This window comes from Janthinobacterium aquaticum (assembly GCF_009208565.1).
Classification (GTDB): domain Bacteria; phylum Pseudomonadota; class Gammaproteobacteria; order Burkholderiales; family Burkholderiaceae_D; genus Janthinobacterium.
In genome coordinates, this window is record NZ_WFLK01000001.1 from 95154 (window position 1) to 110056 (window position 14903).

Genomic DNA, 14903 nt, shown 5'->3' on the forward strand with positions numbered 1-14903 from the left:
TCGTCAATGTGTGGTCGATGGCGTGGCGGCCTGCTCGCTGCTGCCGCCCAGGTAGGCTTCGATCACTTTCGGATCGCTTTGCACCGCAGCCGGTGCGCCTTCGGCAATTTTCTGGCCAAAGTCGAGCACCGTGACTACGTCAGACAAGGCCATCACTACATCCATATGATGCTCGATCAGGATAATGGTAATACCGTGCTCGCGGATCTTGCGGATAATGGCCATCAGTTCGCGGATATCGGGCGCGGTCAGGCCGGCGGCCGGCTCGTCGAGCAGCAGCAGGCGCGGATTCAAACCCAGCGCACGGCCGATTTCCAGCAGGCGCTGCTTGCCATACGGCAGATTGCGCGCTTCTTCGTTGGCCAGGTCGGCCAGGCCGACAAAGTCGAGAATGCTGGCAGCCCGTTCGCGCGCCAGGCGCTCTTCGCGCCGGTAGCGCGGCGTTTGCAGCATCACGTCAAACACGTTCGACGCAAACGTGTTGTGCAGGCCGACCAATACGTTTTCAGTGGCGGTCATTTCACCGAACAGCTGCACGTTCTGGAACGTGCGCGCCACGCCACCCAAAGCAATTTCAGACGGCGTGCGGCCCGAAATGACGGCGCCATCGAACTCGACCTTGCCGGCGGTCGGCTTGTAGATGCCGGTCAGCACATTCATCATGGTGCTCTTGCCTGAACCGTTCGGGCCGATCAGGCCATGTACCGATCCTTGCGCCACCGACAGATCGACCTGGTTGAGCGCTTTCAAGCCGCCAAACTGCATCAGCGCCTGGTCCACGCGCAGTAGAGGCACACCGCCCGTATTGCGGCTGTCGCCCAACTGGGCAAACGGCGCCACGCCATGCGCGGTCACCGCCTTCACATGGCGCCGCCCGCGCCCGATAAAACTCATCAGGAAGCCAACGATGCCGTCCTGCAGGTAATACACCACAAACAGCGTCATCAAACCAAAAATGGTCAAACGCCACTCCACCATATTATCTAACTTGAACGACACCGCCGCCAGGCCGATGGTGGCCACCAGCGGCACGATCACGCCGCGCACGGTAGTGCGCTTTTGCGCCAGCATCAGGCCTGAACCGATCACGCCCAGTACGGCGGCCGCCACGGCAATCTTGCGGAACAAGGCAATATCGGACAGCAGGCTCGGCAGCATCACCACGATCAGCGCGCCGATCAGTGCGCCCGAGCGCGTCTTGCGACCGCCCATAATGACGGCCAACAGGAACAGGATGGTCAGCTCGAAGTTGTAGGTATTGGGCGAGATATATTCTTCAGAGTACGCATACAGGCTGCCAGCCAGCCCGGCAAAGCCGGCGCTGATCACGAACGCATACACCTTGTAGCGGTACACCGACACGCCCATGCAGTCGGATGCAATCGGGCTGTCGCGCAGCGCCTCGAACGCGCGTCCCAGGTTCGATTTCAATATGCGGTGCACCACGATCAGCGACAGCACCGTCAGCGCCGCCACCATATAGTAATACTCGACTTCCGACAGTTTATGGCCGAACAGCATGGGCTTGTGGATCTTGATGCCCATCGGCCCTTCGGTCAGGAAACTCATCTCGTTGATCAAGATTTGCACGATGGTGCCGAAGGCCAGCGTGACCATCGCCAGGTAAGGCCCGGTCACGCGCAGCGCCGGCAGCGCCAGGATGGCGCCAAACACGGCCGCGCCCAGCACGCTGGCCGGTATCGCCAGCCAGAACGGCGCACCAAGTTTGAATACCAGCACGCCGGTCGCATACGAGCCGATACCGAACAGGCCGGCATGGCCCAACGACACCTGGCCCGTATAGCCCACCACGATATCAAGACCAAACAGCAGGATGGCGTAGATCAGGATGGTTTCGGCCAGATGAATATAATAGGGATTGGGGATCACAACAGGAAACAGCAGCAGCACGGCCAAGCCTGCCGCGCTCAATGCCAGCATGGTAATTTTCTGGTTCATGTGTTCCTCAGACTTTCTTGATCGCAGCTTTGCCAAACAGGCCGGACGGCTTGATGGCCAGCACCAGCAGCAGCAACAGCAGGCCGGGCACTTCCTTGTAGCCGGTGGAGATGTAATAGCCGGTGGTGGTCTCGGCGATACCCAGGATCAGCCCGCCCACAATCGCCCCCATGCCCGACGTCAGCCCGCCGATAATGGCCACGGCAAACGCTTTCAAGCCCAGGGAAGCGCCCATGGTGGCGCCGGTCAGCGTCAGCGGCGCTACCAGCACGCCGGCAAACGCGGCCGTGGCCGACGACAGCGCGTACGAAAACGTGATCACCATGCCGGTATTGATGCCCATCAAGCCTGCCGCATCGCGGTCATTGGCAGTGGCCACCACGGCCTTGCCGTAGATCGATTTGCGGTTGAACACTTCAACGGCCAGCATAATGGCCAGCGCGCCGAGTATCACGGCCACCTGCATCTGCTGCACATTGGCGCCAAACAACTGAAACGGCGCGGCCGACAAGGGGGAAGGAAACATCAAATCGTCCTTGCCCCAGATATTTTCCGCCACGTTCTTGAAGATAATGGCCAGCGCAATGGTCGACATGATCCAGCCGAACTCGCTCTTGATCTTGATGGCCGGGCGCACGCCGATCCATTCGACAAACACGCCCTGCAAGGCGCCAAAGACGATCACGATGGGGATCATCAGCAAGTAACTCATGTACGGGCCGCCGTGGATGGTGCCAACCAGACTCAGGCCAACGAGCGCACCCAGCATCAACGACTCGCCCTGGCCAAAGTTGAGGGTGCCTGAGGTGGCAAAGGTCAGCTGGTAGCCAAAAGCGATAACGGCATAAATCATGCCCAGCGCCACGCCGCTGAAGACAAGCTGCAGGAAGATTTCCATGGTATTCCCCGTAAGACGAACGATAAAAAATGGCCAGCCTTGATCCTCAAGACTGGCCATTTCACAGCTAAGGCATCAGGACGATGTCCGCTCGCTTATTTGGCAAGGATGACTTTGCCATCCCTGACCTCGCCGAACACGGTCAGGTCGGCCGTAATCGCCTCATGGTTGGTTTTGCTGAACGGCTTGTTGTAGGTGGTCACGGCGCCTTCGACTTTTTCGTTCAGGTTTTCCAGAGCGGCGCGCACTTTCGGCCCATCGGTGCCGCCGGCCTGCTTGAAGGCCGCTGCCAGCAGGTAGATCGAGTCGTAACCTTGCGCTGCGGACACGGCCGACGGCATGCGTCCGCCCGACGGCTTATAGGCGGCAAGATACGCGTCGATAAAGGCCTTGCGCTTGGGGGTGCTGGCGTCCTGGATAAAGGTTTGCGGCATGCGCGTGCCGTCGCCGTTCTTGCCGGCATTGTCGATAAAGTTACCCATGGCCAGCGTCCAACTGCCGATCAGCGGCACTTTCCAGCCCAGTTTTTCCATGCCGTTGGCAATTTGCGCCAGTTCCGGACCGATGCCGTAGGTCAGCACCACTTCGGCGCCGGCCTGCTTGGCTTTCAACAACTGGGCCGTCATGTCGACGTCCTTGATATTGTATTTTTCAACCGCTACCGCCTTGATGCCTTTTTTGTCGAGCGCCTTTTCCAGGTCTTCGCGGCCCAGCTGGCCATAGTTGGTCGAGTCGGCCAGGATCGCCACTTTCTTGAACTTGCGACGCTCGACCGCCTCTTCGACGATCATGTGCGACTGGATCTGGTCATTGGCGGCATTGCGGAAGATATAGTTTTCTGGCTGGTCGGCAAACTGCTTGGTGACGATCGAGCCGGTGGCCACATTGTTCATCACGGGAATCTTGGCGTCCTGGTAGAAACGCTGCGAGGCCAGCGCCACGCCGGTATTGATATAGCCCACGGTGGCGGCGACTTTTTCCTTGTTGATCAGCTCTTGCGCGATCTGCACGCCGCGCTCGTTCTTGGCTTCGTCGTCGCGCTCAATCAGCAGCAGCGAGCGGCCCATGACGCCGCCCTTGGCGTTGATTTCAGCCACGGCCAGCTTGACGCCGTCGCGCATCGACACGCCCATCGGCGCCGAGCCGCCGGTAAACGGACCGGATACGCCGATCTTGATGGGGTCGGCTGCAACAGCCATTTGCGAGAAACCCAGAACCAAACTTGCTACCAGCAATTTCTGATTGAACTTCATTGTCATCTCCTGTGATACAACGCTTTTAAACCACATATTGTTATAGTCGTACGCTGGATAACCGCCCCATCGATAATTCATTGTAGGGGAGTAAGCATGCCCCAGCAACAACTACATATGACGCGACGCAGCATGGTTGATTTGAAAACTTTCTACAGACCTGTCAGCTTCGCGTAAGCAAAATATGGCGAAAACACTGGCTTTGCAGCCCATGGCTTGGTTGGTGACGGCCGTTTGATCTGGCGCAAAAGACGGCACTGCCAGCAGTGCGATGATGGGCATTCCAGCCCGAGCGGAGGTCGCATGCGGCACCCTTTTTCCACCATTGCGGCCATCCTGCTGCTCGCGCTGTTGAACAGTGCCTGCAGCAATTTCAAGCCAGTGGCTACCTTTGCAGTACAGACCGAATCGGTCGCCAACGCCTTCGAGCCGATGCTGGCGCACGCCATGCGCAGCTGCACCAGCAATGTGCAGCGTACCGGTGTCATTACCGACAGGCCATACCAGCCGCAGGCTGCAGCGCAAGATGCGCTTGCACGCTGCCAGCCCTATGCCGGCGCATTCTCGGCCATGGCGCAACTGAACCAGGTACTCAAACGCTATGCCGATGTGCTGCTGGCGCTGTCGAGCGACACACTGTCGCGCAGCAAGGACGAATTTGGTGCGCTGAACAAGGCGCTGGGAGGCTTGCCAGACAGTGGTGGCGGCAGCCTGCTGGACGCAGACAAGGTGGCGCGGGTTACGCGCTTGAGCGAACTGATCAGCCGAGTAGCCACGCAGCGCCAGCAACGAGCGGGCATTGCACTGCTGCTTGAGCGCGAAGACGATATCAAGCTGATCAGCGATACGCTGCGCAGTTTCGCCCGGCAAAATTATAACGACACCGTGGGTGATGAAAGCCGGACCCTGGCGCTACTGGACCGTGCACTCGACAACAGCGCCGCGCGCGAGCCGCTGGCCGTCAATATTCTGCGCTCCAGACTGGCTGACGACCGCTTGCAACTGGTCGAACGTGGCAAAGTGCTGGCCGCCTATGTGGACGCCATCGACGTCATGCAGCGCAGCCTGGCCGCACTGCGCAGCAAACCCATGAATGACGCCGAACTGGCGCAGCAACTGGCAGTGTTTGCCAGCCGCGTCGACGCCTTGCAGCGCCAGAACGCGCTGTACAGCCCGACATTGTGGTAGGAGAACAGAATGAACAAGCCCGAACGGCTGGAAGAGTCGGACAGCACCAATATCGCCGACCGCCTGGCACGCGCCTCGGCAGGCATACTCGAGCTGCGCATCGCTTTGACCGCGCAGGCGCCGCCGATTTCAGCGGTAGAACTGCAGGAACTGCAGCAGTATGAAAGCCATCTGGACCACATGGTGGCGTTTTTCCGTGCAAATGGCATTTATCTGCTGGCCGAACATGCACAGGACGCCGTACGCAATGTCAACGAGGCCATCGATCGCGGCACGCAGGTGGTGGCCGATATCAAGCAGACCAAGGCAGCCATCAAGGCGGCGGCCGGCTTGCTGGACCTGGCTGGCGCCCTGCTCTCGCGCAACCCGCTGGCAGTAAGCGATGCCATCAAGTCCCTGCGTGCAAAACCTGATACCGCCGGGGCATTGAATGCCACTGCATTGAATGCCATTGCCGAGCCGCCTGCAAGCGGCAGCTAAGGTTCAGGCTGCCGATGTCCCATCGCGTGCTGCGCCATTTTCAGATACAGCGCACCTTGCGCTTCATTGTGCGCATAGCCCATGCGCCCTTCCGAGAGCGCCAGCGATTTTTGCATCAGCGCTTCCGGATATTCGGCGTCACAGGCCGCATCAAGCCAGCGACGCGCCTGGGCTGGATCGCTGTCTTGCAGCATGTTCGCTGCCAGAAACATGGCAGGCACTACCTGGCGCTGCGCTGCCAGCAACAGCGATTGCAGCGCAGCCGCCGGGTCTGCCGCACCACCGAGGCCGTTTTTTTGCATCAGGCCCAGATAGTAGGCTGCCGGCCCGCTGCCCTGCCTGGCTGCTGCCGCAAACAGGGCGCGCGCCTGCGGATGCCCTGCTGCCTCGCCACGCATCAACTGCCTGGCCTGGGCCAGATCCGTGCCCGGATCGTTAGCAGCAAAGACCGGCAGTGCAGTAGTCAACGAAGCCAGCAACACCACCGCCAGCATGCAACTTTTCAGTCTCATTTCGACAAATCGACCTGATACAGCGCAAAGCCCTTGCCTAGCCCATCATCGGCTTTGAGCTGCGTTACATTGTTGATGCCGGCGTCCTTTGCCAACGCAATCACATTGGGCGCCGAGTGAAATACCACCGGGCCCTTCGTCGCTACCTTTACAAAACGCCAGCTGCGCGCCGCGCCACTGGCCGCGCGTGTCAGGTGTTTTTGCTCGGTGACATAGGCAATCAGCAACTCGCGGTTATTGTCCGGCGAAGCAACTACCGTCTTGCTGCCATCGAGACCAGGGAAATTGCCGCCGCCGCTGGCGCGGTAGTTATTGGTGGCGATCAGAAATTGCTGCTGCGGATCCACCGGCTTGCCCTGGTAGGTCAAGGTCTTGATGCGCTGGCCTGGCAGCTGGGTTACATCGATTTCATAGCGCACATCACGGCTGGTGATGGCGTCGAAGTTATAGCTTGGATGGGCTGGATTGACCAGTTCTTGCGGCTGGGCCTGATTCGGATCGATGGTATTGAAGCGCTGCGCCGAATGCTCGAGCCAGGCTTTCAGTTCGGCCCCCGTCATCTTCACGCCATACAGCGCGTTCGGATACAGATACAGGTCAGCAGCGTTGTTCAGCGCGACATTGCCCGCCTTGACATCGGTATAGTCGGTCACGCCAGCCGAGCCGCTCTTGAACGGCGACGACATCGACAGCACCGGCAGGCTTGCGTATTGCGGCAGATTGGCTTTGACAAACGCGGCCAGATAGGCAGCCTGCGCCTGATTGACCACTTCAATCGCGCTGACATCGCCCACATCGGCAAAATAGGTCGACATGCGGAAATCGGTGCTGCCGACTGGCGTCTGCACATAGCGGATGGTGGCGGCATGTTCGTCGGCCACCAGCGCGGCGATGGCCGCATCGGGCACCACATAGCTCTTGTCGGCGTTCTGGATGCCGCGCGCCTCGACCGTGGTCTGGCTCTTGTCCACCACCCATTGCTTGCCGTCGTAACGCAGATGCAGGCCGATCACGCCCAGATGCTTGCCCCACAGATTGGCCATCACGGTCGGCACACCGTTGACCAGGCCACGAACCTTGTCCACGCCGGGCAGGTTGAACTGCGGCACGGTACTGGCAGCGTTCGGGAACAATTGGTGCGAGTGGCCGATCAGCATGGCGTCCACGCCCGATACTTGCGACAGATAGTAATTGCCGTTTTCCATGGTCGGCGAATATGGGCTGTTATCCAGGCCGCCATGCGAGATGGCGACCACCAGGTCGGCGCCTTTGGCGCGCATTTCAGGGATATATTTTTCTGCCGTCTCGCGCACGCCCTGCGTATAGACGCGCCCTTCCAGCCAGCGCTTGTCCCACGACATAATGGTCGGCGGTGCAAAACCGATAATGCCTACCCTGACCACCGCCGTCACCTGCTTGCCGTCAGGTCCGCTTGCCGTCACCTGTTTGTTGATGATGTGATACGGCGCAAACAGCGGTTTGCCGCTTTTCACGCTGTAGACATTGGCCAGCACCTGCGGAAACTGCGGCCCCGCGCAGCGCGGTTTGGCCGCATCGACGCTGTCCACGTCAAACCGGTTGCCCGTTACCTGGCTCAAAAACGCCAGGCCATAGTTGAATTCATGGTTGCCGATACCGCCGCCATCGACTTTCAGCAGATTCATGGCCTTGTAGATCGCCAGCGTCTGGTCGCAAGCCAGTGGTTTCACCAGCGCCTGGTAATCGGCCAGTGCCGTACCCTGGATGGTGTCGCCATTATCGAGCAGCAAATTGTTTGGAAACTGCGCGCGCGCCTGGGCAATCACGCTGGCCGTGCGCTCGAGCCCGATCGACGGCTCGGCCTGCAGCTTGTAATAATCATAGCTGAGCACATTGGCGTGCAGGTCGGTGGTTTCCAGCAGCGCCAGCGTGACGGTGCTGCCAGCCGATGTGGCGGGCATGGCGGGCATCGACGGCGTGACGGATGGCACAGTGCCGCAAGCGGCCAGCAGCACGGGAACAGGAAGGACGAACAAACGCAGGATGGTCGGGGTCGGCATGGGCTGGGCCAGTATCAGTAAAACTGGCCATCATACGCGCCGGCTTTCAGCCACGCAATTACCCGAATGCCATCTTGTGTGCAGCGCAGTACAGAGAGCCAGGCCGATTGCACGTAACTTCGCATAATCCAATTATCGCGGAGCACGCCATGACCAAAGCCAGCCAACCCGAACCGTACGCGCATCCTGCAGGAGGCTGGGGCTCCGTCAAGGAAGTCGGCTCGGCACTGCTGACCGAAGGCGTGCTGTTCAAGGGCAGCAGCCTGATGCTGCATCAGAACAAGACTGACGGTTTTGCCTGCGTGGGCTGCGCCTGGGCCAAGCCGGCCAACCCGCACCCGTTCGAGTTTTGCGAAAGCGGCGCCAAGGCCACGGCCTGGGAAATCACCAGCAAGACTATCGGCGCCGACTTTTTTGACAAGCACACACTGGCCGAACTGCGCAGCTGGAGCGATCATCAGCTCGAAAGCGTGGGCCGCCTGACGGTGCCGCTGCGCTGGGACAGCGCAAGCGACCGTTACCAGGAAACGAGCTGGGAAGCGGCGTTTGAGACCATCGGCGCCGAACTGCGCGCGATGGCCCCGAAAAGCGTGGTGTTCTACAGTTCCGGACGCGCCTCGCTGGAAACGTCCTATATGTACCAGCTGGCCGCGCGGATGTACGGCAACAACAACCTGCCCGACAGCTCGAACATGTGCCATGAAAGCACCTCGGTCGCGCTGCCGAAAACCATCGGCGTGCCGATCGGCACCGTTGTACTGGACGACTTCGAGCAGACCGACTGCATCTTTTTCTTCGGCCAGAATGTCGGCACCAACAGCCCGCGCATGCTGCACCAGTTGCAGGAAGCGCGCAAACGCGGCGTGCCCGTGATCACCTTCAACCCGCTGCGCGAGACCGGCTTGCTGCATTTTGCCAACCCGCAGTCGCCGGCCGAGATGCTCACCCCGGCCGAGACGCTTATCAGCACCCAGTATCTGCAGGTCAAGGCCGGCGGCGACAGCGCGGCGCTGATGGGACTGTGCAAGGCGCTGATCGAGGCCGACGATGCGGCGCAGGCTGCCGGCGCCCCGCGCGTGCTCGATGCGTCTTTTCTCGCTGAACATACTGCCAGTTTTGACGACTTTGCCGGCGCTGCACGGGCCGCCACATGGCGCGATATCGAACGCGAGTCGGGCCTGGGCCGCGCCGACCTGGAAACGGCGGCGGCCACCTACGCCAGTTCGCAGCGTGTGATCGGCGTGTTTGGCATGGGCCTGACCCAGCATCGCCATGGCGTGCAGAATGTGCAGATGCTGTCGAACCTGCTGCTACTGCGCGGCAATATCGGCAAACCAGGCGCCGGCATCTGCCCGGTGCGCGGCCACTCGAACGTCCAGGGACAGCGCACGGTGGGCATTACAGAAAAGCCGGAACTGGCGCCGCTCGACCAGCTGGAAAAACAATACGGCTTTGCGCCGCCACGCGACAAGGGCCTCAATACCGTGACCGCCTGCCAGGGCCTGCTTGACGGCTCGGTGCAGGCGTTTGTCAGCCTGGGCGGCAACTTCCTGCGCGCCGCACCCGACACCGACCAGCTCGAAGCTGCCTGGCGCAAGCTGACACTGTCGGTCCAGATCGCCACCAAGCTCAATCGCAGCCATCTGGTGCCGGGGAAAACGACGTATCTGCTGCCCTGCCTGGGCCGCATCGAGATCGACCGCCAGGCCAGCGGCGAGCAGGCCGTCTCTGTCGAAGACAGCACCGGCTGCATGCATGGTTCGCGCGGCCGCGCCGAGCCTGCCGCCGCCACCTTGCGCTCGGAACCGGCCATCGTGGCAGAACTGGCGCGCGCCATGCTGCCGGCCGAGCGCTTTGCGCTGGTGCCGTGGGATGCGTGGGTTGCCGACTATGCCACCGTGCGCGACGCCATTGCCATCACCTACCCGGATATTTTCCACGGCTTTAACGCGCGCATGTGGCAGCCAGGCGGCTTTCGCCGGCCCGTGCCGGCGGCCGAGCGGGTCTGGAAAACAGCCAACGGCCTGGCAAACTTTATTACGCCAGCCACGCTGCAGGAAGACCCGGATGAACCGCAGCCCAACGCCGATGTCTTGCGCCTGTTTACCATCCGCAGCGACAGCCAGTTCAATACCACCGTCTACAACGAAGACGACCGTTTTCGCGGCATCCACGGCACGCGCCGCGTGCTGCTGGTCAATGTAGACGATATCGCGCGGCTGGGGTTTGCTGAAGGCGCGCTGGTCGATCTGCTGGGCGTGGCGCCAGACGGCATCGTGCGCCGCGTCAATGGTTTCAAGCTGGTGGCTTACGACGTGCCTGCCGGCTGCCTGGCCGGCTATTTCCCTGAATGCAATCCGCTGCTGCCGCTGGCGCACCATGCGATCGACAGCATGGTGCCAGCAGGCAAATCGATTGCCGTTAGAATGCTCACGTCAGGGGCTTGAAAGCAGCAATGCGCTCATTGAGCCACGCGTGGGTGCGCGATTGCATATTGCGCGCCAGCGCGATCGGAAAGCGGATAAACCCGTGCGCCGCCTCGGGCAGCAGATGCAACTCGACGTCGGCCACCTCGCGCCAGCGCGCCGCCATCAGCACCGTATCGTCAAACAGCGGATCGCGCGCGCCGGCCACCATCAGCGCCGGCGGCATGCCGTCGAGCACGCCATACAGCGGCGACCATGGTACCGTGCGCTGCTGCGCCTCGCTCAGGCCCGGGGTCAGCTGGCGCATCGACGTTGCCATGCTGGGGCCGTGCAGCAGCAAGGTGTCGGGCCCGGCCGCGCGTACGCTCGGTGTGCCGGACAGGTCGTACACGCCGTAGTAGAGCACCGCGCCGGCGATGCGTGCCAGCAATGGCGGCGATTGCCTCAAACTGAGCAGCGTTGCCGCCGCCAGATGGCCGCCAGCCGACTCGCCCACCACCAGCATCGGTAGCTGCGCCCATGACGGATCGGCCTGGTCGCCGAGCAGCCAGCGCGCAGCAGCCAGGCAGTCGTCCAGCATATCGCGCAGCGCATGCGCCGGCATCAGCCGGTAATCGACCGACACCACCGCCACATCGCAGGCGTTGACAATCGCAATATTGAGCGCGTCATTCATCTGCGCGTTGCCGATCACCCAGCCGCCACCATGAAAATCCAGCACCACGGCGCGCGGCGGCCGGCTGCCCGTCAGGATACGCAGCGGCACGGCGAGACCATCGACGTGGATGACCTGGCGGCGCGCACGTACGCCGGCCCTGGCCAGCCTGGCGCCGTCGGCCACCTGTCCCAGATGCAACAGCGACTGCACCAGCAGCGGCGTAAAACGATTGCGGATGCGCAGGCGCGGCGCCCAGGCCAGGCGGCGGTTGAAGGCGCGCGCCTCGGCCACGATGGCGGCATCGACCGGGTCGAGAACGGGCTGGCGGGACTCTGGAAACGGCATGGTGTTCTCTGCAAGTGGCAAAACTGCACTGTAGCAGAGCGTGCGCACGCGCACGGAAGCTGGCAGCTGGCGCGTGCAAGCTGGAGCCTTGTCCATCTACAGGAAGCTGCATCTTGAAAAACCTGCCCCCGGAAAAAAAACAAGTGCTGGCCCAGCAGCGCATCGAAGTGGCCGAACGCGTGCAGCGTGGCGGCTGGGCCTCGTATGCTTATGCGCTGGCGCAGATGGCGCGCGCCGCCTTCAACGCCTGGCTGGACCGGCGCGCCGCCAGCAAGGGCGCCGCGCTGACACTGTATGTGCTGTTTTCGCTGGCGCCGATGCTGATCCTGGTGGTGGCGCTGGCCAGCATGTTTTTTGACGAAAACGCCGTGCGCACCGCCCTGTTGACGGAACTGGGCGGCCTGACCGGCGCGCAGGGCGGCGATGCACTGAAAGCCATTATTGCCGGCGCCCGACGCGAAGACGAAGGGCTGGCGGCGAGCCTGATCTCCGGCGTGATCGTATTGGTCACGGCCACCAGCGCCTTTGCCGAACTGAAAGAAAGCCTGGACGAGCTGTGGGAAATCCCGCCGTCCGAAGGCTCGGGCGTGTGGCTGATGCTCAAGGAACGCATCCTGTCGTTCGGCCTGGTGCTGGTGCTGGCCCTGATGCTGATGATGACGCTGGCGGTCAACGCCGGCCTGGCAGCGCTGCAAGGCAGCTGGGCCGATCCAACCGATCCCGGCAAGCTGCTGCAGTATGCGATGGCCGGCCTGTCGATGGTGATCGTCACCGTCATCTTTGCCTTTATTTACAAATACCTGCCTGCCACGCCGATTGCCTGGCGCGATGTGATTGTTGGCGCCATTCTGACGGCGATCCTGTTTATGGGCGGCAAGGTGGTGATCGGCCTGTACCTGGGCCACGGCGACTTCGGCAACGCCTATGGTGCGGCTGGCTCCATCGTGGCTTTGATTACCTGGATATACTATTCGGCGCAGATTTTCTTCTTTGGCGCATTATTTACGCATGAATATGCGATGACGCTGGGAAGCCACCGCCACCGCTCCTGATGATGGCGTCTGGTCTGTGCCAGCGCAAGATGGACGCCGCGAACCGGCGCAGCATCGGTGAAATCAGCCGGTGCAGGCGGAGGGCGTCCATGAAGATGTTTTATCAAAAACTGATCGATACGGCGCTGATCAATGCGATCAGCGGCAATCCGGCCATGGCCTTCCCTCAGTCATCACCCTGATAATCTGCCACGATCCGGTTGTCACAATTGGTCTATGGCGTGTCTTGAGCGTCGAAAACCGCCTGCCGTAGGGTATAATTCAAGGTTGATTACACTACCAGAAGACCAAGATCATGGAAGCCGAACGCATTAATGTCATCTCCGCCCTGCTCGCCGACCTGACGGTCCGCGAAGCCGAACTTCGGAGGTATCTTTGACTTCACTGTCAAGTCGGAGAAACTCGAGCAGGTCAATGAAGAATTAGAAGACCCTACGGTCTGGAACGATCCCAAGCGCGCGCAAGACCTGGGCAAGGAAAAGAAGGCGCTCGAAGCGATCGTCTTTACCCTGACCAAGGCCGATGCCGATCTGCGCGATACGCTGGATTTGTTTGCCATGGCGCGTGAGGAAGGCGACGACGAGACGCTCGAAGCGATCGAAGTCGATGTCAGGGAAATTGAAAAAGTCATCGTCAGCATGGAGTTCCGCCGGATGTTCAACAATCCGATGGACCCGAACAACTGCTTTATCGATATCCAGGCCGGTGCCGGCGGTACCGAAGCCCAGGACTGGGCCTCGATGTTGCTGCGCCAGTACCTGCGCTATTGCGAGCGCAAAGGCTTCAAGGTCGATATCCTGGAACAGTCCGAGGGTGAGGTAGCCGGCATCAAGACCGCTACGCTGAAAGTCGAGGGCGATCACGCCTATGGCTTCCTGCGCACGGAAACCGGCGTGCACCGCCTGGTGCGCAAGTCGCCGTTTGACTCGGCCAACGGCCGCCATACGTCGTTCACGTCGCTGTTCGTGTATCCGGAAGTGGACGATTCGATCGAGATCGACGTCAACCCGGCCGATATCCGCGTCGACACTTATCGCGCCTCGGGCGCCGGTGGCCAGCACATCAATAAAACCGACTCGGCCGTGCGCATGACCCACGCCCCGACCGGTATCGTGGTGCAGTGCCAGAACGACCGTTCGCAGCACCGCAACCGCGCCGAAGCGATGGAAATGCTGAAAGCGAAGCTGTACGAACATGAACTGCGCAAGCGCATGAGCGAGCAGCAAAAGCTGGAAGACTCGAAGACCGACGTCGGCTGGGGCCACCAAATCCGCTCCTACGTGCTCGACCAGTCGCGCATCAAGGATTTGCGCACCGGTTTCGAGACGGGCAACACCAAGGGCGTGCTCGACGGCGACATCGACGACTTTATCTCCGCTTCCCTCAAGCAAGGCGTATAAGCATGACTTCACCTCAGCGTGCACTGATCTTTGACATGGACGGCACCATCGTCGACAACATGGCCTTTCACACCAAATCGTGGCTGGCGTTTTTTGAAAGCCGCGGCAAGGTGATCGACCCCGATGCGTTTTTTCTCGACACAGCCGGTCGCCAGGGCCATGAAATCATGCGCAGCTATCTGGGCGAAGATGTCGACCATGTCACGCTGAACGCCGAGAAAGAAGCGCTGTACCGCGAACTGTACGGCCCGCACCTGGCTGCCGTGCCGGGCTTTGACGCGCTGATCGCCAAGGCTGCCGCTGCCGGCGTCAAGCTGGTGGTGGGCACCGCCGCGCCGAACGAAAACATCGCCTTTACGCTCGATGGCCTGAACCTGCGCAGCAAGTTCGACGCCATCGTCGGTGCCGGCGATGTGGCGCGTGGCAAGCCCAACCCGGACGTATTCCTGGCCGGCGCCGAACGCGCCGGCGCGCTGCCCGAGAACTGCATCGTGTTTGAAGACGCGCCGCTGGGCGTGGAGGCGGCGCGCCGCGCCGGCATGCGCGCGGTGGTGCTGACCACCACCCTGCCCGCTTCGGCGTTTGCCGAGTTCGACAACGTGATCTGCATCGCGGCCAACTTCAGCGAACTCGATCTCGATACGCTGTTTGCCAGCGCGCCAGCAGCGACCACCATTTAATCTACACAAAAAC

12 protein-coding genes are annotated in these 14903 nt (G+C 61.2%); 6 read left to right on the forward strand and 6 right to left on the reverse strand.

Translation table 11 applies throughout. The features are described from left to right. Positions 1 to 3 precede the first annotated feature (3 nt). The 3 genes from GCM43_RS00420 to GCM43_RS00430 all read right to left on the reverse strand — a co-directional run bounded on the left by GCM43_RS00420 (position 4) and on the right by GCM43_RS00430 (position 4110). The gene (locus GCM43_RS00420) at positions 4 to 1959 is read right to left on the reverse strand and encodes a branched-chain amino acid ABC transporter ATP-binding protein/permease (RefSeq protein WP_152241549.1); all 1956 of its coding nucleotides are present in this window, start codon (positions 1957 to 1959) and stop codon (positions 4 to 6) included. A gap of 7 nt (positions 1960 to 1966) precedes the next feature. Beyond that, complete coding sequence (locus GCM43_RS00425; protein WP_152241550.1) at positions 1967 to 2857, reverse strand: branched-chain amino acid ABC transporter permease; 891 nt, start codon at positions 2855 to 2857, stop codon at positions 1967 to 1969. Positions 2858 to 2952: 95 nt separating this feature from the next. Beyond that, entirely contained in the window at positions 2953 to 4110 is a 1158-nt protein-coding gene (locus GCM43_RS00430; RefSeq protein ID WP_152241551.1) for an ABC transporter substrate-binding protein, read from the reverse strand. Between the two features lie 303 nt (positions 4111 to 4413). On the opposite strand from GCM43_RS00430, the gene GCM43_RS00435 reads away from it, so the two are divergent. Both GCM43_RS00435 and GCM43_RS00440 read left to right on the forward strand, forming a co-directional pair. Beyond that, positions 4414 to 5298 (forward strand): hypothetical protein, encoded by an 885-nt coding sequence (locus GCM43_RS00435; RefSeq protein WP_152241552.1) that lies wholly within the window; start codon positions 4414 to 4416, stop codon positions 5296 to 5298. A 9-nt stretch (positions 5299 to 5307) separates the two neighbouring features. Continuing rightward, a complete protein-coding gene (locus tag GCM43_RS00440) occupies positions 5308 to 5778 on the forward strand; it encodes a hypothetical protein (protein ID WP_152241553.1) in 471 nt (156 codons plus the stop codon). On the opposite strand, the gene GCM43_RS00445 is transcribed toward GCM43_RS00440, so the two are convergent. Beyond that, positions 5775 to 6290: an SEL1-like repeat protein gene (locus GCM43_RS00445; protein WP_152241554.1), complete on the reverse strand. Its 516-nt coding sequence runs from the start codon at positions 6288 to 6290 to the stop codon at positions 5775 to 5777. The two genes, GCM43_RS00440 and GCM43_RS00445, sit on opposite strands and share 4 nt — an antisense overlap. Further along, a complete protein-coding gene (locus tag GCM43_RS00450) occupies positions 6287 to 8329 on the reverse strand; it encodes a bifunctional 2',3'-cyclic-nucleotide 2'-phosphodiesterase/3'-nucleotidase (RefSeq protein WP_152241555.1) in 2043 nt (680 codons plus the stop codon). The genes GCM43_RS00445 and GCM43_RS00450 overlap by 4 nt, the downstream gene beginning before the upstream one ends. A 149-nt stretch (positions 8330 to 8478) precedes the next feature. Between GCM43_RS00450 and GCM43_RS00455 the strand changes: the two genes are divergently transcribed. Continuing rightward, entirely contained in the window at positions 8479 to 10776 is a 2298-nt protein-coding gene (locus GCM43_RS00455; protein ID WP_152241556.1) for an FdhF/YdeP family oxidoreductase, read from the forward strand. Here GCM43_RS00455 and GCM43_RS00460 read toward each other — a convergent pair. Further along, positions 10760 to 11758, reverse strand: a complete 999-nt coding sequence (locus GCM43_RS00460; protein ID WP_152241557.1) for an alpha/beta hydrolase — start codon at positions 11756 to 11758, stop codon at positions 10760 to 10762. The two genes, GCM43_RS00455 and GCM43_RS00460, sit on opposite strands and share 17 nt — an antisense overlap. 113 nt (positions 11759 to 11871) lie before the next feature. On the opposite strand from GCM43_RS00460, the gene GCM43_RS00465 reads away from it, so the two are divergent. The 3 genes from GCM43_RS00465 (at position 11872) to GCM43_RS00475 (ending at position 14890) form a co-directional block, all read left to right on the forward strand. Then, positions 11872 to 12810 carry a YihY/virulence factor BrkB family protein gene (locus tag GCM43_RS00465; RefSeq protein ID WP_226929251.1) on the forward strand — a complete coding sequence of 313 codons (939 nt, stop codon included), beginning with the start codon at positions 11872 to 11874 and terminating at the stop codon, positions 12808 to 12810. A gap of 295 nt (positions 12811 to 13105) precedes the next feature. Then, positions 13106 to 14210 (forward strand): peptide chain release factor 2 gene (gene prfB / locus GCM43_RS00470; RefSeq protein ID WP_152241558.1). Its coding sequence is split into 2 segments (ribosomal slippage): positions 13106 to 13186 and positions 13188 to 14210, totalling 1104 coding nucleotides; the frame shifts between segments, so codons are not numbered across the junction. A gap of 2 nt (positions 14211 to 14212) precedes the next feature. Further along, on the forward strand, positions 14213 to 14890 hold the full coding sequence (locus GCM43_RS00475) for an HAD family hydrolase (RefSeq protein WP_152241559.1): 678 nt from the start codon (positions 14213 to 14215) through the stop codon (positions 14888 to 14890). Positions 14891 to 14903: the final 13 nt, after the last annotated feature.

Bases quoted from the DNA above. Each gene is read 5' to 3' on its own strand.
- GCM43_RS00420 (WP_152241549.1), bottom strand. From the start codon at position 1,959: ATGAACCAGAAAATTACCATGCTGGCATTGAGCGCGGCAGGCTTGGCC.
- GCM43_RS00425 (WP_152241550.1), bottom strand. From the start codon at position 2,857: ATGGAAATCTTCCTGCAGCTTGTCTTCAGCGGCGTGGCGCTGGGCATG.
- GCM43_RS00430 (WP_152241551.1), bottom strand. From the start codon at position 4,110: ATGAAGTTCAATCAGAAATTGCTGGTAGCAAGTTTGGTTCTGGGTTTC.
- GCM43_RS00435 (WP_152241552.1), top strand. From the start codon at position 4,414: ATGCGGCACCCTTTTTCCACCATTGCGGCCATCCTGCTGCTCGCGCTG.
- GCM43_RS00440 (WP_152241553.1), top strand. From the start codon at position 5,308: ATGAACAAGCCCGAACGGCTGGAAGAGTCGGACAGCACCAATATCGCC.
- GCM43_RS00445 (WP_152241554.1), bottom strand. From the start codon at position 6,290: ATGAGACTGAAAAGTTGCATGCTGGCGGTGGTGTTGCTGGCTTCGTTG.
- GCM43_RS00450 (WP_152241555.1), bottom strand. From the start codon at position 8,329: ATGCCGACCCCGACCATCCTGCGTTTGTTCGTCCTTCCTGTTCCCGTG.
- GCM43_RS00455 (WP_152241556.1), top strand. From the start codon at position 8,479: ATGACCAAAGCCAGCCAACCCGAACCGTACGCGCATCCTGCAGGAGGC.
- GCM43_RS00460 (WP_152241557.1), bottom strand. From the start codon at position 11,758: ATGCCGTTTCCAGAGTCCCGCCAGCCCGTTCTCGACCCGGTCGATGCC.
- GCM43_RS00475 (WP_152241559.1), top strand. From the start codon at position 14,213: ATGACTTCACCTCAGCGTGCACTGATCTTTGACATGGACGGCACCATC.